We start from the raw sequence: 20,456 nt of genomic DNA on the forward strand, positions 1-20,456 counted from the left end.
GACATGGCCGACTTCTGCGACATGCCCGCCTTCCGCACGGGACAGGCTACAGACGGGGCAGGGGCACCGGGTGACGGGGATCACCTGGGGCGCTGGCCCCAGGAGGAGGACCGGGTATGTCCCATCACCTCGACATCCGGCTGAACCACCGGTCCGACGGCACCGTGTACGCACGGCTGTCCGGGGAGCTGGACTACGGCAACGGCTCCGCGTTGGTGACCAAGCTCACCGACGCGGTGGGCGCGGGCCACCAACTGCTCCTGCTCGACCTGACCGGACTGTACTTCTGCGACTCCTACGGCCTGGCCTGCCTGCTGGGCCTGCGCTCCCTGGCGACCGGCCGGGGCGCCACCCTCCGCGTCGTCGGCGCCTCCCGCCAACCGCTGCGGGTACTGCGGACCACCGGCACCTACCAGCTCCTCGCCGGACCCGAACCGGCCCGGGACCACGGCTCCGGCCGGGCCGCGGACCAGGGTCCCCGCCGGGAGCCCCGCCCGCAGGACGAACCCGCCCCGGACACTCCGGCGGTCTGAGCGGCCACCGCGTGGTGGCAGCACAACCTTTCGGTGCCCTGGGGAGTCAGCCAGGTCCCTACCATTCGGAGGTTCCGTGCGCCAGAGACCCATAGCGGCAGCCACTGTGACAGCCGCCTGCCTGCTCTCCCTCGTCACCGCCCAGAACGCGGCCCAGGCCGACCAGGCCGCCCCCAAGAACGCTTCCCTCAGCGACGACTTCAACGGTGACGGCTACGTGGACCTGGCCGTGGCCACCCCGAACGCCACCGTCGCCGGGCACGCCGACGCCGGTTCCGTCGTCGTCACCTACGGAACGGCCGCGGGCATCGACGCCACCAAACGCACCACGCTGACCCAGAACACCGCCGGCTTCCCGGGCGCCGCGGAGGCCGGGGACCGCTTCGGCGCCAGCGTCACCAGCGCCGACCTGGACGGCGACGGCTACGCCGACCTGATCGTGGGCTCCCCCGGCGAGGACCTCAACGTCCCCAGCGACCAGGGCTCCCTCGGCGTCGTCTGGGGTGGTCCGGACGGACTCACCGGAGGCACCGCCTTCCTCGAACCCGACCGCACCGTGGGCGCCGGCTTCGGCCGGGGCCTCGCCACCGGCGACTTCGACGGGGACGGCCACCAGGACATGGCCGTCCTCACCGCGACCCAGCTCTTCGTGTTCTCCGGGGTCACCCGGCAGGGCGCCACCTCCCTGAAGGAGGTCCCCGGGCCCGGCGGCGGGCCGGCCTTCCAGGGCGTCACCGTCAACGACGCGGCGGCCGGCGAGATCAACGGCTTCCCCCAGGAGGACCTGGTCGTCTTCGGCACCTCGGGCGCCACCCCGTACACCGGGTACTTCAAGGGCACCTCGAACGGGCTGGTCTTCCAACGGGACCTGGCGGCCGGGCCCGTCGGTGACATCGGCGGCGACGTCAACGACGACGGCTTCATCGACCTCGTCGTCGGCCAACCGGACGCCAACCAGGGCGCGGGGCAGGTCGAGGTCTGGCTCGGCGACACCAACGGCCCCTCCAACCAGGGCGTCGGGCTGGTGCACACCCAGGCCAGCCTGGGCATCGGCACCAACGAGCCGGGCGACCGGTTCGGGGCCTCCGTCTCCGTCGGCGACGTGAACCAGGACGGCCTCCCGGACATCGCCGTGGGCGCCCCCGGTGAGGACGTCGGAACGACGGCCGACGCCGGCAGCGTGGTGCTGATCAGGAGCGCCGGGCCCAACCCGCCCACCGCCCAGTCGTTCCACCAGGGCACCACGGGCGTCCCCGGGACCGTCGAGGCCGGGGACAGGTTCGGGCAGGCGGTCCGCCTGTACGACGCCAACGGGGACGGCCGGCGCGACCTCGCCGTCACGGCCCCGTACGAGGACGCCGGGAACGGCGCCGTGTGGGTGCTCCCGGGCACCACCACCGGAGTCACCGCCACCGGGTCCCGGTCCTACGACCCGGTCGACTTCGGCCTCACCTTCACCGGCAACCGTTTCGGCTCCGTCCTCAACCACTGAGACCGGACACCATCCGTACGCCTCCGTGCCGCGAGCCCCCCGACCGGGCCCGCGGCACGGTCACTCCTGAGCTGACGCTACGTCAGTGATCAGCGCACACGCCGCCGTACCGCCACACGGGTGACACCGTTCGCGTTCCGGGGCCCGCGGGTGCCACCCGGCGTTACGGTGCCGGCGTCTTCGCGCGCACGCGATGGAACGAGGCACGGGACGGGCGGATGGACATGCCGGCACCCAACACGGCCCTGCGACTGCTGTACCTGGAGAGCGGCTGGACGATGCGCCAGTTCGCCCAGGAGGTCAACCGCGTCGGCACCGAGCGGGGCACTCCGCTGCGGTACCGGGAGCCCTCGGTCCACCAGTGGCTCGCCGGGCACCTGCCGAGGGAGTCGGCCCGCCCGGTGGTCCTGGAGGCCCTCTCCCGCCGGCTGCGCCGCCCGGTCACCCACGCCGAGGCCGGATTCCCCCGCTCCTCCGGGGCGGCGCACGCGGGTACCGTGGAAGGACTCATCGACCTCGGGAGCCAGGACATGGACCCGTCCCGTCGCACCGTGCTCGGCGCCAGCCTCTTCTCCGCGGCGCTCGCCGTCCCGGACTGGCCCGACCTGGTGGGCCGCGCGGAGGCCGTGCGGACCGGTCGGGCGCAGCGGATCGGGGAGCCGGACGTGCGGGTGGTCTCGACGTTCAGCGAGCGCATCTCGGAGCTCGACGACGAGTTCGGCGGGCGGTACGCGCGCCCGATGGCCGCGGCGTTCCTGGTCAACACCGTCGCCCCGTACCTGCGCGCCGAGGCGGCGGAGCCGGTGCGCAAGCAGATGCTGTCCGCCGCGTCCTACCTGTGTTACCTCACCGGGTACATGGCGGTGGACGAGGGCAGCCACGGACTGGCCCAGCGGTACTACGTCAAGGCGCTCGAGCTGGCCGGGGCCGGGGAGGACCACCTGGCCTACTGCACCACCCTGCGGGTCATGAGCGTGCAGGCGGTGGACCTGGGGCACGGCCGGACGGCCAAGCGGCTGGCGGACGCCGCAAGTGCCGCCTGGCCGGAGGCGGAGCCGCGCCGGAGGGCCTCGCTGGCCGGGCAGCGGGCGCACGCCTGCGCCGCGGTGGGTGACCGCGGGGCCGCGTGGAAGCACCTGGGGGAAGCGGAGGCGGCGCTGGAGCGGGCCGACTCCCCGCCCAGGCTGTTCGCCTCCTACGACCAGGCGGCGCTCCAGTACCACCTCGGACAGGTCCACCACGCGCTCGGTGACCTGCCCCGGGCGGTGCGGGCGATGAAGGAGTCCGACCGGCTGTGCTGCTCCACGCACCGCCGCGGCAGGGTGAAGGAACGCAACACGCTCGCCGAGTACCAGCTCCAGTTCGGCCACCTGGAGGCGGCCTGCGCCACCTGGCACGCGTCGTTGGACGAGTACCCCCTGGTGCGCAGCGGGCGGGTGGACCGGCAGATGGCGACCATGGTCCGCCTGCTGCGGCCGCACCTGGGGAACGCCAGGGCCCGCGAACTCTACGAGCGCGCCCGGGGGCACCTGGCGCGTCCCGCCTGACGGGCACGCCGTGCGGCGGGGCCGGGTCCAGCGGCCCCGCCGCACGGGATCGGGACGGGCGGGTCAGCGGTTCACGGGCGCCAGGTGTCGTTGAGGGTCACCAGGCCGCTCGGGGGCACGGTGGCCGAGCGGTTGGCTCCCGACTCCCAGGTCACCGAGGTGCCCTCCTTGCGGACGTACTTGTACTGGAACGTGGTGCCCGCGGGGAGTGACACGTCGAGCCGCCACACCGGGTAGGTCGCCGAGGACATGGCCAGCGCGCGGTTCGGGTCCCAGGAGCCGAGCGAGGGGTGGTCGCCGACGACGAAGATGTTCTGGCCGAGGGTCGTGGTGGCGTTGACGTTGAACGAGGCCCCGGTGGTGGGGTCCGGGTTGCCGCTGCCGTCCCCCTTGGCGCCGACGTGCAGCGCCACGGCGTCGTTGGCCCCGACGGTCGCGGTGAACGTGCCGTCGCCGCCGACGGTGTAGGTGGTGCCGGTGCAGCCGCCGCCACTGGTCGGGTCGCCGTGCTGGACGTCGCAGTAGGTGCCGGCGGGCAGCGAGGTCTGGAAGGTACGGGTGATCGGGCCGCCCTCGTGGTTGATGGCGACGTACGCCTTGTCGCCGCGGCCGAAGGCGATGGCGTCGTTGCCGTTGGACCACCAGTTGGTCACGCCGGTGCCGGCGGAGACGTTGCGGAAGGCGACCATGTTGGCGATCTGCCGCCACTTGTGCTGGCACTTCCAGCCGTCGCTGTAGCAGGCGTTGACGTTGCCGCCGTTGGGCGGCCCGGCGTCGCGGTCGCTGAACTCGTAGCCGCTGTACACGTTGGGCGACCCGTAGGGGTGGGCCAGCATGAACACGTTGGCCAGGGTGTAGGTGGCGCCGTCCTTGTAGCTGAGCGTCTCGCCGTTGCGCTCGGTGTCCCAGTTGTCCACGAAGGAGCGGGCCTTGCCGCTGGGCAGGTAGCCCCAGCCCTCGCCGTAGTTGCTCAGGTAGGAGAGCTGCTCGTTGAGGAAGACCCGCTTGAGGTCGCGGGCGTAGCGGAACTCGTCCACGTCCCCGTTGCCGGTGTACTCGTCGGGCTGCACGGCCTCGCCGGGGCCGTGGATGACCTCCTGGACCCAGTAGCCGCCGTTGGTCCTGGACTTGATCGCGGCGATGTCGCCGGCCGCCATGTGCTTGGCCGCGTCGATCCGGAAGCCGTCCACGCCGAGCGAGAGCAGGTCGTTGAGGTACCCGGCGATCTTGCCGCGGACGTAGTCGGAGCCGGTGTCCAGGTCGGGGAGGTTCACCAGTTCGCAGTTCTGGACGTTGTACCGGTCCTGGTAGTTGGTGATCGGGGAGCGGCAGGAGTGGAAGTCCTGGTTCTGGTAGTACCCCGGGTAGTCGTACTTGCTGTACGACGAGCCGCCGGTGCCGGTGCCGCTCCCGTTGGCCATGTGGTTGATCACGGCGTCGGCGATGACCTTCACCCCGGCGCCGTGGCAGGTGTTGACCATGTTCTGGAACGCCGCCCGGTCACCGAGGCGCCCGGCTATCCGGTAGCTGACGGGCTGGTACGAGGTCCACCACTGCCCGCCCTGGATGTGCTCCTGCGGCGGGGAGACCTCGACGAACCCGTAGCCCTTGGGGCCGAGGGTCTGGGTGCACTCCTTGGCGACGGAGGAGAACGTCCACTGGAACAGGGTGGCGGTGACGTCCCTGGAGCCGGGTGGGGTGGCGTGGGCGGCCGGTTGGGGCAGCGCGACGACGCCGAGTGCGGCGCCGAGCAGCAGGGTGAACGTTCCCGCGAGAGGTCTGATGGTCACGGTGTCTCCTTGGCGGAGGTACGGGTGACGGATCAGCCTGCAAGGCGACGCGCCGCGCCTGTAAGGCCACTGGCAGATCTTGCGAAGACTGTCGCCGACATGGCGACAATGTGGTCGCATGGAGACGCTAGGGCGACGTTCCTGGGCCGTCAATACTCCTCGCACGCGCAAGTTCCCCACCGACAGGAACCGTTGCCGCAACGGGATTCGGCGCATGTGGCCGGTTCTCCTCACGGTCCGTCAACGCGCCCGAGAATTCCTTGCAAGGTCTTTCACAAGGACGGCAAACGAGGTACCTTCCTCGGCAGCCCGAGGTCGGGTCAGCCTCACCAAGGAGTTACCCATGCGACGTGGCATATCGATCCTGGCAGCGGTGGCCGCCCTGAGCCTCGCGGCCACCGCCTGCGGCTCAGACGACGACGGCGACAAGGCGGCCGAGGCCAAGAACCCCGCGGACGTGTCCGGCACCATCACCTGGTGGGACACGTCGGATGCCACCAACGAGGCGCCCGCCTACAAGGAGCTGATCAAACAGTTCGAGACGAAGTACCCGAAGATCAAGGTGAAGTACACCAACGTGCCCTTCGCCGACGCCGAGCAGAAGTTCAAGACCGCGGCGCAGAGCGGCAAGGGCGCGCCCGACGTGATGCGCGCCGACGTCGGCTGGACCCCCGGGTTCGCCGCCAACCAGTACCTGGCCCCGCTGGACGGCACCCCCGCGCTGAAGGACACCGGCGACTTCCTCACCGGTCCCCTCTCCGGCGCCACCTTCAACGACAAGACCTACGGCGTCCCGCAGGTCACCGACGCCCTCGGCCTGCTGTACAACAAGGACCTGTTCGCCAAGGCCGGCGTCACCTCCCCGCCGACCACCTGGGACGAGCTCAAGCAGACCGCCGAGAAGATCAAGAAGAAGACCGGCGCCGACGGCATCTACCTCAACCCGGACAGCTACTTCGCGCTGCCGTTCGTCTGGGGCGAGGGCGGCGGCATGCTGGACACCGAGGCCAAGAAGATCCTGGTCAACACGGAGGAGTCGGTGCGCGGCGTCGAGGTGGTCAAGGACCTGATCGACTCCGGGGTCGCGGTGAAGCCGGACTTCACCGACGGCTACAACAACATGCAGGCGTCGTTCAAGAACGGCGACGTCGCCATGGTGATCAACGGCCCGTGGTCGGTCGCCGACGACCTCAGCGGCAAGGCGTTCAAGGACAAGGCCAACCTCGGGATCGCCCCGGTCCCGGCCGGTTCCAAGGCCAGTGCCTCCCCGGTCGGCGGCCACAACCTGGTGGCCTACGCCGGTTCCGGGAACCTCCAGGCGTCCTACCTGTTCATCGAGTTCATGACGTCGTCGTCGAGCCAGGAGTTCATCTCCGACAAGCTCGGCACCCTGCCGACCCGGACCTCGGCCTACACCACCAAGGTCACCTCCGACCCGGTGAAGGCGGCGTTCCAGAAGGTGCTGGAGAAGGCCCAGCCCCGACCCACGGTGCCCGGGACCGGTGACCTGTTCACCGTGTGGACCCAGAACTACATCAAGATCCTCGGCGGTTCCTCCTCACCCAGCGAGGGGCTGGACGACACCGCGGACCAGTGGAAGCAGCAGGTGCTGAAGGACTACTCCACGAAGTAGTCCCTCCCCGCTCCGGTCCGGCCGGCCGGGAGTCCGTCCGCGGGCTCCACGCGCCCGGCCGGCCGGGCCGGTTCCCCCGTCACCACGGAGCGACGCGCCCACAGTCCGCAGACAGCCAGCACAGCGAGAGGCGGCCCCTCGATGAAGACAGCCACCGCCCGTCCCCCCCGGGACGTCGCCGCCCCGACCGGGGCCGACCACCCACCGCCGCGGCGCACCGGCGCCTGGACCTGGCTCCGGCGGTCGTACCGCCGGTACTGGTACGCCTGGGCGATGGTGCTGCCCGTGGTCGTCGTCCTCGGGGTGCTGGTGGGCTACCCGCTGGGCTGGGGCGTCTACCTGTCGTTCACCGACGCCAACGAGATGAACGTCGCCAAGGACATCGGCGTCAACCACGTACCGGCCACCTACGACGTCATCGGCCTGGACAACTACTGGCACATCCTGTCCGGCGAGGAGGGCAACTTCTACCCGCGGCTGTGGTGGACCGTGGTGTGGACCGTCTCCTGCGTCTTCTTCCACTACACCATCGGGCTCGGGCTCGCCCTGCTGCTCAACCGCAGGATGCGCTTCCGGGCGCTGTACCGGGTGCTGCTGATCCTGCCGTGGGCCGTCCCCGCGTTCGTCGCCGCGTTCTCCTGGCGACTGATGTTCAACAGCCAGTACGGGGTGTTCAACGCGATCCTGACCGACCTGGGCATGGACCCGGTGGACTGGCTCAACGGCCCCACCAGCCAGAAGGTAGCGGTGGTCATGGTCAACGTCTGGCTGGGCGTGCCCTTCATGATGGTGGCGCTGCTCGGCGGGTTGCAGTCCATCCCGAGTGAGCTGCACGAGGCCGCGGAGATGGACGGCGCGAGCGCCTGGCAGCGGTTCCGTCACGTCACCCTGCCCGGGCTGCGCCCGGTGAGCAGCACGGTGATCCTGCTCGGCACCATCTGGACGTTCAACATGTTCCCGATCATCTTCCTGATGCTGGGTCAGGGGAACAGCGCGGACAGCGAGATCCTGGTGACCTACGCCTACCGGCTCGCGTTCGCCGGTGTCCGGGACTACGCCGGCGCCGCGACCTACGGCATCTGCATCCTGTCCATCCTGCTGGTCTTCTCGGTCTTCTACCGGAAGGCGATCAGCGACGAGTCCCCGGGGGGCCGCCCCAGGACCACCAGGCGCCGGGAGGCCGTGCGATGACCGCCACCGTGTCCACCCCCTCCGACCGGCGGAGCAGCGGCGCCGCCCCGGCCCCGGCACGGGTGCGCCGGCGCGGGCAGCGCAGCACCGCGGCGTCGGTCGCCCTGCACGCGACGCTGATCGGGGCCTGCCTGATCGCGGTCTTCCCGGTGCTGTTCATCTTCTTCATCTCGCTGAAGGACCGGAACGGCTGGCAGGACCCGACCGGGGTGTCCGGCGGCCTCGGCCTGGACAACTACCGGCACGTGCTGAGCGAGACGGAGTTCCCGCGCTGGTTCGCCAACTCGGTGATCGTCGCCTGCGGCACCATGGTGGTCGGCGTGTTCATCGCGGCCAGCGCCGGCTACGCCATCTCCCGCATGGCCTTCCCCGGGCGGCGTCCGCTCATGTGGACCTTCCTGGTCACCCAGATGTTCCCGGTCGCGGTGCTGATCGTGCCGCTCTACAACATCCTGGGCGACCTGGGGCAGCTCAACACGTACACCGGCCTCGTCATCAGCTACTGCTCGGTCTCGGTGCCGTTCTGCGCCTGGATGCTCAAGGGCTACTTCGACACCATCCCGGTGGACATCGACGAGGCCGGGCGGGTGGACGGGCTCACCCCGTTCGGCGTCTTCTACCGGCTGGTGCTGCCGCTGGCCCGGCCCGGTCTCGCGGTCACCGCCTTCTACACCTTCCTCACCGCCTGGGGCGAGGTCGCCTTCGCCCGGGCGTTCATGAACAGCGAGGACATGGCGACGCTCTCCGCCGGCCTCGGCACGTTCGTCGGCCAGCACAAGCAGGAGTGGGGGCTGATGACCGCCGCCTCCATCATGATCACCGTTCCGGCCGGCCTGGTCTTCTTCTTCGCCCAGAAGCACCTGGTCTCCGGCCTGACCGCGGGTGGGACCAAGGGTTGACCCCTCCCGCGTGCCCCCGGGTCGCCCTCCCGCGGCCCACCGCCCCCACGAACCCCAGCGAAGGAATCCCGATGACCCAGGACCTCGCCCGTTCCGTCCGCGACGACCCCGCCGAGGACCCCGCCGAGGACCCCACCCGCTGGTGGCGCAGCGCCGTCATCTACCAGGTGTACGTGCGGTCGTTCGCGGACTCCGACGGCGACGGCGTCGGCGACCTGCGCGGCGTCACCAGCCGACTCCCCTACCTGGCGGAGCTCGGCGTGGACGCGGTGTGGCTGACCCCGTTCTACGCCTCGCCGCAGGCCGACGGCGGGTACGACGTGGCGGACTACCGGGCGGTGGACCCGCTGTTCGGTGACCTGTCCGACGCCGACGACCTGGTGCGGCAGGCCCACGCGCGGGGGCTGCGGGTGATCGTGGACGTGGTGCCCAACCACACCTCGGACCGGCACGCCTGGTTCGTGGAGGCGGTGGCGGCCGGCCCGGGCTCCCCGGCCCGGGAGCGCTACCACTTCCGTCCCGGCCGGGGAACGGGTGGCGAGCTGCCGCCCAACGACTGGGAGTCGGTGTTCGGCGGCCCGGCCTGGACCCGCCTCGACGACGGGGAGTGGTACCTGCACCTGTTCGACCCCCGGCAGCCGGACCTGAACTGGGAGAACCCGGAGGTGGCGGCGGAGTTCGAGTCGATCCTGCGGTTCTGGCTGGAGCTGGGGGTGGACGGCTTCCGGATCGACGTGGCGCACGGCATGGTCAAGGCGGCGGGGCTGCCGGACATCGGGCGCAGGGAGCAGGTCAAGCTGATCGGCGCGCAGACCCTGCCGTTCTTCGACCAGGACGGGGTGCACGAGATCCACCGTTCCTGGCGCCGGCTGCTGGACCGCTACCCGGGTGAGCGGATCGCGGTCGCCGAGGCGTGGGCGCCGAACCAGCAGCGGCTCGCCCGGTACGTCCGCCCCGACGAACTGCACCAGGCGTTCAACTTCCACTACCTGAACACCCCGTGGTCGGCGCCGGAACTGCGGGCGGTGATCGACGAGTCGGTGGCGGCGACCCGCGAGGTGGGCGCGCCCAGCACCTGGGTGCTGTCCAACCACGACGTGCAGCGGCACGTCACCCGGTTCGGCGGGGGGAAGCGCGGGCTGCGGCGGGCACGGGCGGCGGCGCTGCTGATGTTGGCGCTGCCCGGCTCGGCGTACGTGTACCAGGGGGAGGAGCTGGGGCTGCCCGAGGTGCTCGACCTGCCGGACGAGGTGCGGCAGGACCCGTCGTTCTTCCGGGACAACGGGCAGGACGGGCTGCGGGACGGCTGTCGGGTGCCGCTGCCGTGGTCCGGCACCCAGCCACCGTTCGGTTTCGGTCCCGGCACCAGTTGGCTGCCGCAGCCGGCGGACTGGCGGGACCTGACGGCGGAGGCTCAGGGCGGCGACCCGCGGTCCACGCTGGAGCTGTACCGCTCGGCGCTGCGGCTGCGGCGGGAGCTGCCCGGCCTCGGTGACGGGGAGATGACCTGGCTGGACGCGCCGGAGGGGGTGCTGGCGTTCACCCGCCCGGGGTTCGTGCTGACCGCGAACACCGGCGAGCGGGAGGTGGAACTGCCGGTGCCGGGGCGTCCGGTGCTCGGGACGGCGGCGGTGGAGTTCACCGGCGGGCGGGTACGGCTGCCCGGGGACTGCTGCGTGTGGTGGGTGGTCTGAGGTGCGCAGCGCACCGGCACGGAACCCGCCGGGTCCCGGCCCTGGTCCCGTGCCCCGGGTGCACGGACCGGTACCGCACGGTGTGTCGGCGGCGCCGTTCTACCCTGTGGCGACCAGACCGTTTTTGCTGCCCTGCTCCGCAGGCGTCCGCTTCCTCCCCGCCCGCAGGCGGAGGCATCCACGCAAGGAGATTCCGATGAACGCACGGCTCGCTGACATAGCGGCCCAGGCCGGGGTCAGCGAGGCCACGGTGTCCCGGGTGCTCAACGGCAAGCCGGGGGTCTCCTCCACCACCCGCCAGTCGGTGCTGACCGCACTGGACCTGCTGGGCTACGAACGGCCGGTGCGGCTGCGGCAGCGCAGTGCCGGGCTGGTGGGCCTGGTCACCCCGGAGCTGGAAAACCCGATCTTCCCCCTGTTCGCCCAGGTGATCGGTCAGGCGCTGACCCGCCAGGGGTACACCCCGGTGCTGTGCACGCAGTCCGCGGGCGGCTCCACCGAGGACGAGCTGACCGAGATGCTGGTGGACCGGGGGGTCGCGGGGATCATCTTCCTGTCCGGTCTGCACGCCGACACCACCGCGGACACCGCGCGCTATGACCGGCTGATCGGACAGGGCGTGCCGTTCGTCCTGGTCAACGGGTTCAGCGAGCGGGTGGCGGCGCCGTTCGTCTCGCCGGACGACCGGGCGGCCGTCCGGCTGTCGGTGACCCACCTGGCCGCGCTGGGCCACCGGCGGATCGGTCTGGCCGTGGGGCCGAGGCGTTTCGTGCCGGTGTTGCGCAAGATCGAGGGTTTCCTCGACGCCGTGGACGACGTCCTGGGGATGCCCCGCGACGAGGCGGAGACGTTGATCCAGCATTCGCTGTTCACTCTTGAGGGTGGGCAGGCGGCGGCGTCGGCGTTGCTCGACGACGGGTGCACCGCGGTCGTGTGCGCCAGCGACCTGATGGCCCTGGGGGCGATCAGGGCGGCGCGGCAGCGGGGCCTGGCGGTGCCGCGGGACGTCTCGGTGGTGGGGTTCGACGACTCCCCGTTGATCGCCTTCACCGACCCTCCGCTCACCACCGTCCGGCAGCCCGTGACGGCCATGGGGCAGGCGGCCGTGCGGGTCCTGCTGGAAGAGGTGGCCGGGACCCCGGCCCCGCACGGCGAGTTCGTGTTCCTTCCCGAGTTGGTGGTCCGCGGCTCCACCGCGTCCGTGCGCGGCGAGGCACGGTAGCAACGTTCCGGCCACTTCGCACGGTGGCCGAAACCCCATCGCTCGCAGGACGGAGACGGGAGGCACGGGAACCACCCGAGGGATGATCGGCAGGTATGTCCGTCTCTGGCAGACTGGACCGCTATGGGGGTACCTGCCGTGATTTCCCACAGCGGCCGGAAGGCCGCCGCCTCACTGAAGCGTACCGTCAGCCCGTCGCACCGAGCCGCCGGCCAACGCGGCGTGCGAAGGGCCTCCATGACGCCCCGCGGGGCCATAACCGGCCTGCGACGGCGCGTCCGCTCCCCCAGCCGGCCCCGGCTCCGGCTGGAGATCGTGCTGATCCTGGTCTCGTACTGGCTCTACTCACTGGTGCGCAACGCCGTGCCCGAGCACCGCCGTGCCGCGATGCGACACGCGCGGGACGTCTGGGACCTGGAACAGACGTTGGGGCTCGCGGTCGAACGATCCGTCAATCACACGGTGAACGACGTCACCTGGCTGGTCGTGGCCATGAACTACTACTACGCCACGCTGCACTTCGTGGTCACCATCTCCGTCCTGGTCTGGCTGTTCCGCGGCCACCCGGGCCGGTACGCCGCGGCGCGCATGGTGCTGCTGGTGACCACCGGCATCGCCCTGGTCGGCTACTACCTCTATCCGCTGGCCCCGCCGCGGTTAGCCGAGCACACCGACTTCGTGGACACGGTGCTGGCCCACCACACGTGGGGTTCGATGGCGTCGGGCGACCTGGCGAACGTGTCCAACCAGTACGCCGCCATGCCGTCGATGCACATCGGCTGGTCCACCTGGTGCGGGATCGCCCTGGTGGTGCTGGCGAGACGGCGCTGGGTGCGGGTGCTCGGCGCGGTCTACCCGGTCACCACCCTCGCGGTGATCGTCTCCACCGCCAACCACTTCTGGCTGGACGCGGTGGGCGGGGTGCTCTGCCTGTCCGTCGGGTCCGGGGTGGTCCGCCTGGTGTACGGCCGGTGGCCGCACGACCTGCCGCGGCGGGTGCCGCGGGAGCCGGTGGCCGGGGACGACCCGGGCGGTCCGGGGCCGCGCCCCAGGATTCCCGCGCCGACGGGTGAGCCCGACGCCCGGTCCTACGGTCCGGCGCCGTCCGGGGCCCAGTCGTAGAAGAGGCGGTCCACCACGGCCCGGGCCCGCCGGGTGGTCCGCCGGTACTCGTCGAGGAGTTCGCCGAGGTGCCCCGGTTCGTAGTCGAGGTACCTGGCGACCCCGGCGAGCTCCCTGGCGTCCGCGGGGAAGGTGTCGCCGGGCCGGCCGCGCACCAGCATCACCGCGTTGCGGACCCGGGTGGCCAGCAGCCACGCCTCGTCAAGCACCGCCGCGTCCCGCTCGTCCACCAGCCCGGCGTCCCGGGCCGCGGCGAGCGCCTGCCGGGTGCCGGTGGTGCGCAGGGACGGGTGTTCCCTGGCGTGCTGGAGCTGCGTGAGCTGGACCGTCCACTCCACGTCGGACAGGCCGCCGCGGCCCAGCTTGGTGTGGGTGGTCGGATCTGCGCCGCGGGGCAGCCGCTCGTTCTCCATCCGGGCCTTGAGCCGGCGGATCTCCCGCACCTCGTCGTCGGACAGTCCTTCGGCGGGGTAACGCAGGGGGTCCACGAGGGCCACGAACCGGGCGCCGAGCTCCGGGTCCCCCGCGACGGGCGCGGCCCGCAGCAGCGCCTGCCGCTCCCAGGTCTTGGACCAGCGCCGGTAGTACGCGGCGTAGGAGGCCAGGGTGCGCACCAGCGCGCCCTGGCGGCCCTCCGGCCGCAGGTCGGCGTCGATCAGCAGCGGCGGGTCCGCGCTGGGCACCTGGAGCAGCCGGCGCATCTCGTTGGCCTGCCGCAGCGCCGCCCGGGTGGCCGCGTCGGGGTCCGCGCCGTCCACCGGCTCGTGGACGAACAGCACGTCGGCGTCGGACCCGTAGCTCAGTTCGCGTCCGCCGAACCGGCCCATGGCGATGACCGCGAGGCGGGTCGGCAGCGTACCGCCGAACTCCTGCCGGACCGCGTTCCCCGCGGCCACCAGGGCGGTGGCGAGGGTCGCCGCGTTGATGTCCGTCAGCGCCCGGCCCACCGTCCCCGGGTCGTCCTCGAAGCGCCCGGTGACGTCGGCCGCCGCGGTGCGGAACAGCTCCCTGCGGCGCACCCCGCGGGCGAAGGCGACCAGGCGTTCCGGGTCCTGGGTGCGGCCGGCGACCGCCCCGAGCTCCTGTTCGAGTGTTTCCCTCGACTGGGGGCGCAGTCCGTCCGGGGCGCCGAGCAGCGCCACCGCCTCGGGCGCGCGCAGCAGCAGGTCGGGGGCGAGCCGGCCGGAGGACAGCACCCGGGCCAGGTTCTCCGCTGCGGCTCCCTCGTCCCGCAGCAGCCGCAGGTACCAGGGGGTGCGCCCGAGCGCCTCGGAGACCCGGCGGAAGTTGAGCAGCCCCGCGTCCGGGTCCGCGGAGTCCGCGAACCAGCCGAGCAGCACCGGCAGCAGCGTCCGCTGGATCGCGGCGCTGCGGCTGACCCCCGACGCCAGGGCCTGGAGGTGGCGGAGGGCCGCCGCCGGGTCCTGGTAGCCCAACGCCTCCAGGCGGGTCAGCGCCGCCCGCGGGCTCAGCCCGGTCTCCCCCGGGGCCAGCCTGGCCACCGCGTCGAGCAGCGGCCGGTAGAACAGCTTCTCGTGAAGCCGTCGCACCTCCACGGCGTACCTGCGCCACTCCCGTCGCAGCTCCTGGACGGGCTCGGTGCGCAGGCCCAGCGAGCGACCGAGCCGCCGCAGGTCGGCCTCGTCCTCGGGGACCAGGTGGGTGCGGCGCAGCCGGTGGAGCTGGATGCGGTGCTCCATCCGGCGCAGGAACCGGTACGCGGAGTCCAGCGCCGCGGCGTCCGCCCGGCCCACGTACCCGCCGTCGGACAGCTCCCGCAGCGCGGTCAGCGTGGTGGGGCTGCGCAGCGAGGCGTCGCCGCGGCCGTGCACCAACTGGAGCATCTGCACCGCGAACTCGACGTCGCGCAGCCCGCCCGGGCCGAGCTTCAGCTCCCGTTCGACCTGGCCGGGCGGGATGTTCTGCACCACGCGGCGGCGCATCTGCCGCACGTCGGGCACGAAGTTCTCCCGCTCCGAGGCCTTCCACACCAGGGGGGCCACCGCGGCCATGAACGACTGGCCGAGCGCCTCGTCACCTGCCACCGGACGGGCCTTGAGGAGCGCCTGGAACTCCCAGGTCTTGGCCCAGCGCCGGTAGTAGGCGAGGTAGCTGGACAGGGTGCGCACCAGGGGGCCGTTCCTGCCCTCGGGGCGCAGGTTGGCGTCCACCGGCCAGATGGTGCCCTCGGGGGTGGTGTCGGAGCAGATCCGCATCATCGCCGAGGCCATCCGGGTGGCGGCCTGCATCGCCGCGGCCTCGCTCACGCCCTGGCGGGGCTCGGCCACGAAGACCACGTCCACGTCGGAGACGTAGTTCAGCTCCCGGCCGCCGCACTTGCCCATGCCGATCACGGCGAGGGCGCAGGCGTGGGCGTCGTGCGGTTCGGTCTCCGCGGCGATGTCCAGGGCGACCCGCAGGGTGGCGGTGGCCAGGTCGGCGAGTTCGGCGGCGGTCTGGGTCACGGTGCTGGTGCCGCAGACGTCGCGCGCGGCGATCGCCAGCAGGCAGCCCCGGTAGGCGACGCGCAGCGCCCCGGGCCGTTCGGCGAGGGTGAGGGCCCGGTGCCACACCCGGTCACGGAGCATCCGTTCGAACTCGGTCTCCCCCGGGTGAATGTCGGCGACCTCGTAGGTCAGCAGGGTCCGCCAGTCCTCCGGGTGCCGGGCCAGGTGGTCGCCGAGCGCGGCGGACGCGCCGAGCACCCCCAGCAGCCGGTCGCGCAGCGGCTTGGCGGTGACCAGGGTGTCGAGCAGCGGCTGCCGGTCCGCCGGGGCCAGCGCCTCGACCAGGCGGACCAGGCCGGTCAGCGCCAGGTCCGGGTCGGCGGTGGCGCTGAGCGCGGCCAGCAGCACCGGGTCCGAGTGCACCGGGCCCAGCTCTGGTGTGTCCAGCAGGCGGGCCGCCGCCTGCGGGTCGGTGAACCCGTAGCGCAGCAGCCGCGAATGGGGGCTGCTCCTGCGGCCCTGGGGTGCGCGGTGGCCTTCCACGTCCCTCCCGTTCGTTGGTTCCTCCCCCGAGTCAGCGGCCCCGTGGGCCCGTCGCCGGGCCTCAGAGCACGGGGAGGCTCTTGCGCAGTTCGAACGGGGTGACCTCGGAGCGGTACTCCTCCCACTCCTGCCGCTTGTTCCGCAGGAAGAAGTCAAACACGTGCTCGCCCAGGGTCTCGGCGACGAGTTCGCTGTGCTGCATCAGGTCGATGGCCTGGCCGAGGTTCTGCGGCAACGGCTCGATGCCCAGGGCGCGGCGCTCGGAGTCGCTGAGCGCCCACACGTCGTCGTCCGCGCCGGGCGGCAGCTCGTACCCCTCCTCGATGCCCTTCAGGCCGGCGGAGAGCAGCACCGCGTAGGCGAGGTAGGGGTTGCAACCGCTGTCCAGGGACCGCACCTCCACCCGGGTGGAGACGATCTTGCCGGGCTTGTACATGGGAACCCTGATCAGCGCCGAGCGGTTGTTGTGGCCCCAGCAGATGTACGAGGGGGCCTCGCCGCCGGCACCCGCGGGGCGCTGGGCCCCGCCCCAGATCCGCTTGTAGGAGTTGACCCACTGGTTGGTCACCGCCGAGATCTCGGCGGCGTGCCTGAGCAGCCCGGCGATGAAGGACCTGCCCACCTTGGAGAGCTGGTACTCGGCGCCGGACTCGTGGAAGGCGTTCCGGTCCCCCTCGAACAGCGACAGGTGGGTGTGCATGCCGGAACCGGGGAACTCGGAGAACGGCTTGGGCATGAAGGTGGCCTGCACCCCCTGCTCGAGCGCGACCTCCTTCATCACCAGCCGGAACGTCATGATGTTGTCCGCGGTGGACAGCGCGTCCGCGTACCGCAGGTCGATCTCCTGCTGGCCGGGGGCGCCCTCGTGGTGGCTGAACTCCACGGAGATGCCCATCGACTCCAGCATGGTGATCGCCTGACGGCGGAAGTCGTGGCCGACCCGCTGGGGGGTGTGGTCGAAGTACCCCGAGGAGTCCGCCGGCTCCGGGCGGCTGCCGTCCACCGGTTTGGACCTCAGCAGGAAGAACTCGATCTCCGGGTGGGTGTAGAAGGTGAACCCCAGGTCGGAGGTCTTGGCCAGGATGCGCTTGAGGACGTGGCGGGGATCCGCGTAGGACGGGGAGCCGTCCGGCATCAGGATGTCGCAGAACATCCGGGCGGTGCCGGGGGCCTCGGCGCGCCACGGGAGGATCTGGAAGGTGCCGGGGTCGGGCTTGGCGAGCATGTCGGACTCGTAGACCCGGGCGAACCCCTCGATGGCGGAGCCGTCGAAGCCGATCCCCTCGTCGAACGCCTGCTCGAGCTCGGCGGGAGCCACCGCGACCGACTTCAAGAAGCCCAGCACGTCGGTGAACCACAGCCGCACGAACCGGATGTCGCGCTCCTCCAGGGTGCGGAGCACGAACTCCTGCTGCTTGTCCATGGGCACAGTGTCACCTCTGATCTTTGCGTGCGTGTTACGCGGGTGGCCCCTCCAGCCCATCATGGACCACGATCCGTCGTCGCCGGCAACGGCAACGCCCCCACGGGTGCGCCACGAGCCCGGCGCCCCACCGGCGCACTTTTGTCGTCCCACTGACACGAACCCTCCCCGTCAGCGCACAACCCCTCGCTTACCCTGGTCCCGTGCCCCAACTACGTCTCGCCCTGAACCAGATCGACAGCACCGTCGGCGACCTCGTGACCAACAGCGAGGCGATCCTGCGCTGGACCCGCCACGCCGCGGACGGCGGCGCCCATCTGGTGGCCTTCCCCGAGATGGCGCTGACCGGCTACCCGGTGGAGGACCTGGCGCTGCGCCCGTCCTTCGTCTCCGCGTCCCGCGCCGCACTGGAGGCCCTCGCCGCGCGGCTGCACGCGGAGGGCCTCGGCGAGATCCCCGTCGTGGTGGGCTACCTGGACCGCAGCGAGAAGGCCAAGCCCCGCTACGGCCAGCCGGCCGGCGCCCCGCTGAACGCCGCCGCGGTGCTGCACCAGGGCGGGGTGGTGCTGCGGTTCGCCAAGCACCACCTGCCCAACTACGGCGTCTTCGACGAGTACCGGTACTTCACCCCCGGGGACACCCAGCCGGTGATCCGGGTGCACGGGGTGGACGTGGCCCTCGCCATCTGCGAGGACCTGTGGCAGGAGGGCGGCCGGGTGCCGGCCACCCGCGCGGTCAACGCCGGGCTGCTGATCTCCCTCAACGCCAGCCCGTACGAGCTGAACAAGCACGACACCCGCCTGGAGCTGGTCCGCAAGCGGGCCCAGGAGGCCGGGTGCACCCTGGCCTACGTGGCCATGATCGGCGGTCAGGACGAGCTGGTCTTCGACGGCGACTCGATCGTGGTGGACCCGGCGGGGGAGGTCCTGGCCCGCGCCCCGCAGTTCGAGGAGGGCTGCGTCCTGCTCGACCTGGACCTGCCCGCGGCGGGGCCCGCCCCGCGGGGCACCGCGGACGACGGCCTGGAGATCGAGCACGTGATCCTGTCCGCCGAGCCGCTGCCACGCTACGAGTCCCGCGTCCTCGGAGGCCAGGCGGACCGGCTCGGGGACGACGAGGAGGTGTACACCGCGCTGGTCATCGGGCTGCGGGCCTACATCGCCAAGAACGGCTTCCGCACGGTGCTGCTCGGCCTGTCCGGCGGCATCGACTCGGCGCTCAGCGCGGCCATCGCCTGCGACGCGCTCGGCTCGGAGCACGTGTACGGCGTGTCCATGCCGTCCACCTACTCCTCGGAACACTCGGTCAGCGACGCCGCCGACCTGGCCCGCCGCACCGGCCTCAACTACCGCACCGTTCCCATAGCGCCGATGGTGGACGCCTACATGGCCTCCCTGCGCCTCACCGGACTCGCCGAGGAGAACCTCCAGGCCCGGGTCCGGGGCACCACCCTGATGGGCATCTCCAACCAGGAGGGCCACCTGGTCCTGGCCACCGGCAACAAGTCCGAGCTGGCCTGCGGCTACTCCACCCTCTACGGCGACGCCGTCGGCGCCTTCGCGCCGATCAAGGACGTGCCCAAGACCTCGGTCTTCCGGCTGGCCCGGTGGCGCAACGAGGCCGCCGCACAGCGCGGCGAGACCCCGCCGATCCCGGAGAACTCCATCACCAAGCCGCCGAGCGCCGAGCTGCGGCCCGGCCAATTGGACACCGACTCGCTGCCGGAGTACGCACTCCTCGACCAGGTGCTCGACCTCTACGTGGAGCAGGACCTGGGCCGCGCCCAGATCATCGCCCGGGGCCTGGACCCAGCACTGGTGGACCGCATCCTGCGTCTGGTGGACACCGCGGAGTACAAGCGCAGGCAGTACCCGCCGGGCACCAAGATCTCCCTCAAGGCCTTCGGCCGCGACCGCCGCCTCCCCATCACCAACCGCTGGCGCGAACACGCCTGACCCGCCCCCACCCGGACGGCCCAACGTCCAGGAAGGCCGCGGCACCTCGGGTCAGCGCGGTCGCCACTACGGTGGCCGCCCTCGCGATCACGGGCTCGTCCGCCGCCGCGTCGGCGTCACGTGTGGCGGACAACATGGCCATCACGACCGGTCCGCCGCCGGGCGGCCAGGCGACCCCGACGTCGTGGGTGGTGCCGTAGCCGCCGGTGCCGGTCTTCTCCGCGACGGTCCAGCCCCGGGGCAGCCCCGCACGCAGGCGCCCGCCACCGGTCGTGTTGCCCAGCAGCCAGCCGGCGAGCAGTTCCCGGTCGCCGGGGTCCAGGGCCTTCCCGACCACGAGCCGCGCGTAGGTCCTCCCGATGGCCTCGGGACTGGTGGTGTCGGTCACGCGTCCCGGCTCCGCCGAGTTCAGTTCCGGCTCCCACCGGTCGAGCCGCGTCACGTCGTCCCCGACGGAGCGGCAGAACGCCGTGACGGCCGCCGGTCCGCCGAGCTGTTCCAGCAGGAGGTTGGCGGCGGCGTTGTCGCTGTGGGAGACCGCCGCACCGCACAGGCGCCCGACGCTCATCCCCGCGGCGAGGTTCCCGGGAAGACCGGTGAGGGGCGCGTGGCCCGCCCTCTCGACGTCCCGGCTCGTGTAACGGACGACCCTCGGGAGGAACGTCCCGTCGCGGTCGAGGTCCCGCAGGACCGCCGCCACGGCCACCGTCTTGAACACCGAACACATCGGGAACAGCTCATCGCCGCGATGGGCGACCCGCCTCCCCGTCGTGGTGTTCCACCCGAACGCCCCGAGCCGGACCCCGTGCTCCCGCTCCAGGACACGCAACCTCCGCGCCGCCCCACCGCTCCCCCGGCCGGAGGCGAGGGCGGCCGGAACCCCGGACGCGGCGACCAGGCCGGCCCCGAGACCGCCGGCGAGCACGGCGCGCCGGGACGGACACCCGCTCGTGCCCGATCCCATG

At 71.9% G+C, this 20,456-nt stretch carries 14 protein-coding genes; 10 read left to right on the top strand and 4 right to left on the bottom strand.

The window, feature by feature from the left end:
* Positions 1 to 116: 116 nt before the first annotated feature.
* The 3 genes from A3IG_RS31745 (at position 117) to A3IG_RS0104420 (ending at position 3,572) form a co-directional block, all read left to right on the top strand.
* Complete coding sequence (locus A3IG_RS31745) at positions 117 to 533, top strand: STAS domain-containing protein (protein ID WP_018382330.1); 417 nt, start codon at positions 117 to 119, stop codon at positions 531 to 533.
* A 76-nt stretch (positions 534 to 609) separates the two neighbouring features.
* Positions 610 to 2,025, top strand: coding sequence for an FG-GAP and VCBS repeat-containing protein (locus A3IG_RS0104415; protein ID WP_026219885.1), 1,416 nt, complete (start codon positions 610 to 612; stop codon positions 2,023 to 2,025).
* Between the two features lie 218 nt (positions 2,026 to 2,243).
* Positions 2,244 to 3,572: a hypothetical protein gene (locus A3IG_RS0104420; protein ID WP_018382332.1), complete on the top strand. Its 1,329-nt coding sequence runs from the start codon at positions 2,244 to 2,246 to the stop codon at positions 3,570 to 3,572.
* Positions 3,573 to 3,643: 71 nt separating this feature from the next.
* Here A3IG_RS0104420 and A3IG_RS0104425 read toward each other — a convergent pair whose 3' ends face one another.
* Positions 3,644 to 5,362 (bottom strand): carbohydrate-binding module family 20 domain-containing protein, encoded by a 1,719-nt coding sequence (locus A3IG_RS0104425; RefSeq protein ID WP_018382333.1) that lies wholly within the window; start codon positions 5,360 to 5,362, stop codon positions 3,644 to 3,646.
* A 343-nt stretch (positions 5,363 to 5,705) separates the two neighbouring features.
* Between A3IG_RS0104425 and A3IG_RS0104430 the strand changes: the two genes are divergently transcribed.
* From A3IG_RS0104430 to A3IG_RS0104455, 6 genes are all read left to right on the top strand, one after another.
* On the top strand, positions 5,706 to 6,995 hold the full coding sequence (locus A3IG_RS0104430) for an extracellular solute-binding protein (RefSeq protein ID WP_018382334.1): 1,290 nt from the start codon (positions 5,706 to 5,708) through the stop codon (positions 6,993 to 6,995).
* A 141-nt stretch (positions 6,996 to 7,136) separates the two neighbouring features.
* Positions 7,137 to 8,186 carry a carbohydrate ABC transporter permease gene (locus A3IG_RS0104435; protein WP_018382335.1) on the top strand — a complete coding sequence of 350 codons (1,050 nt, stop codon included), beginning with the start codon at positions 7,137 to 7,139 and terminating at the stop codon, positions 8,184 to 8,186.
* Positions 8,183 to 9,085, top strand: a complete 903-nt coding sequence (locus tag A3IG_RS0104440) for a sugar ABC transporter permease (protein WP_018382336.1) — start codon at positions 8,183 to 8,185, stop codon at positions 9,083 to 9,085. The genes A3IG_RS0104435 and A3IG_RS0104440 overlap by 4 nt, the downstream gene beginning before the upstream one ends.
* Positions 9,086 to 9,156: 71 nt before the next feature.
* Positions 9,157 to 10,779, top strand: a complete 1,623-nt coding sequence (locus A3IG_RS0104445) for a glycoside hydrolase family 13 protein (RefSeq protein WP_018382337.1) — start codon at positions 9,157 to 9,159, stop codon at positions 10,777 to 10,779.
* Positions 10,780 to 10,975: 196 nt separating this feature from the next.
* On the top strand, positions 10,976 to 12,001 hold the full coding sequence (locus tag A3IG_RS0104450) for a LacI family DNA-binding transcriptional regulator (RefSeq protein ID WP_018382338.1): 1,026 nt from the start codon (positions 10,976 to 10,978) through the stop codon (positions 11,999 to 12,001).
* Between the two features lie 237 nt (positions 12,002 to 12,238).
* Positions 12,239 to 13,123: a phosphatase PAP2 family protein gene (locus A3IG_RS0104455; protein WP_018382339.1), complete on the top strand. Its 885-nt coding sequence runs from the start codon at positions 12,239 to 12,241 to the stop codon at positions 13,121 to 13,123.
* On the opposite strand, the gene A3IG_RS0104460 is transcribed toward A3IG_RS0104455, so the two are convergent.
* Positions 13,090 to 16,113, bottom strand: a complete 3,024-nt coding sequence (locus A3IG_RS0104460; protein ID WP_018382340.1) for a bifunctional [glutamine synthetase] adenylyltransferase/[glutamine synthetase]-adenylyl-L-tyrosine phosphorylase — start codon at positions 16,111 to 16,113, stop codon at positions 13,090 to 13,092. The genes A3IG_RS0104455 and A3IG_RS0104460 overlap by 34 nt on opposite strands.
* Before the next feature lie 61 nt (positions 16,114 to 16,174).
* On the bottom strand, positions 16,175 to 17,536 hold the full coding sequence (locus A3IG_RS0104465; protein ID WP_018382341.1) for a glutamine synthetase family protein: 1,362 nt from the start codon (positions 17,534 to 17,536) through the stop codon (positions 16,175 to 16,177).
* A gap of 203 nt (positions 17,537 to 17,739) precedes the next feature.
* On the opposite strand from A3IG_RS0104465, the gene A3IG_RS0104470 reads away from it, so the two are divergent.
* Positions 17,740 to 19,491, top strand: a complete 1,752-nt coding sequence (locus A3IG_RS0104470) for an NAD+ synthase (protein ID WP_018382342.1) — start codon at positions 17,740 to 17,742, stop codon at positions 19,489 to 19,491.
* On the opposite strand, the gene bla is transcribed toward A3IG_RS0104470, so the two are convergent.
* Positions 19,463 to 20,455 carry a class A beta-lactamase gene (gene bla / locus A3IG_RS28565; RefSeq protein ID WP_078500035.1) on the bottom strand — a complete coding sequence of 331 codons (993 nt, stop codon included), beginning with the start codon at positions 20,453 to 20,455 and terminating at the stop codon, positions 19,463 to 19,465. The genes A3IG_RS0104470 and bla overlap by 29 nt on opposite strands.
* Between the last annotated feature and the right edge of the window lies 1 nt (position 20,456).

Source organism: Wenjunlia vitaminophila DSM 41686 (assembly GCF_000380165.1).
In the GTDB taxonomy this organism is placed as follows: domain Bacteria; phylum Actinomycetota; class Actinomycetes; order Streptomycetales; family Streptomycetaceae; genus Wenjunlia; species Wenjunlia vitaminophila.

What these genes read in the sequence shown, in the direction of transcription:
- A3IG_RS31745 (WP_018382330.1), top strand. Translation starts at nt 117, where the DNA reads ATGTCCCATCACCTCGACATCCGGCTGAACCACCGGTCCGACGGCACC.
- A3IG_RS0104420 (WP_018382332.1), top strand. Translation starts at nt 2,244, where the DNA reads ATGGACATGCCGGCACCCAACACGGCCCTGCGACTGCTGTACCTGGAG.
- A3IG_RS0104430 (WP_018382334.1), top strand. Translation starts at nt 5,706, where the DNA reads ATGCGACGTGGCATATCGATCCTGGCAGCGGTGGCCGCCCTGAGCCTC.
- A3IG_RS0104435 (WP_018382335.1), top strand. Translation starts at nt 7,137, where the DNA reads ATGAAGACAGCCACCGCCCGTCCCCCCCGGGACGTCGCCGCCCCGACC.
- A3IG_RS0104440 (WP_018382336.1), top strand. Translation starts at nt 8,183, where the DNA reads ATGACCGCCACCGTGTCCACCCCCTCCGACCGGCGGAGCAGCGGCGCC.
- A3IG_RS0104445 (WP_018382337.1), top strand. Translation starts at nt 9,157, where the DNA reads ATGACCCAGGACCTCGCCCGTTCCGTCCGCGACGACCCCGCCGAGGAC.
- A3IG_RS0104450 (WP_018382338.1), top strand. Translation starts at nt 10,976, where the DNA reads ATGAACGCACGGCTCGCTGACATAGCGGCCCAGGCCGGGGTCAGCGAG.
- A3IG_RS0104455 (WP_018382339.1), top strand. Translation starts at nt 12,239, where the DNA reads ATGACGCCCCGCGGGGCCATAACCGGCCTGCGACGGCGCGTCCGCTCC.
- A3IG_RS0104465 (WP_018382341.1), bottom strand. Translation starts at nt 17,536, where the DNA reads ATGGACAAGCAGCAGGAGTTCGTGCTCCGCACCCTGGAGGAGCGCGAC.
- bla (WP_078500035.1), bottom strand. Translation starts at nt 20,455, where the DNA reads ATGGGATCGGGCACGAGCGGGTGTCCGTCCCGGCGCGCCGTGCTCGCC.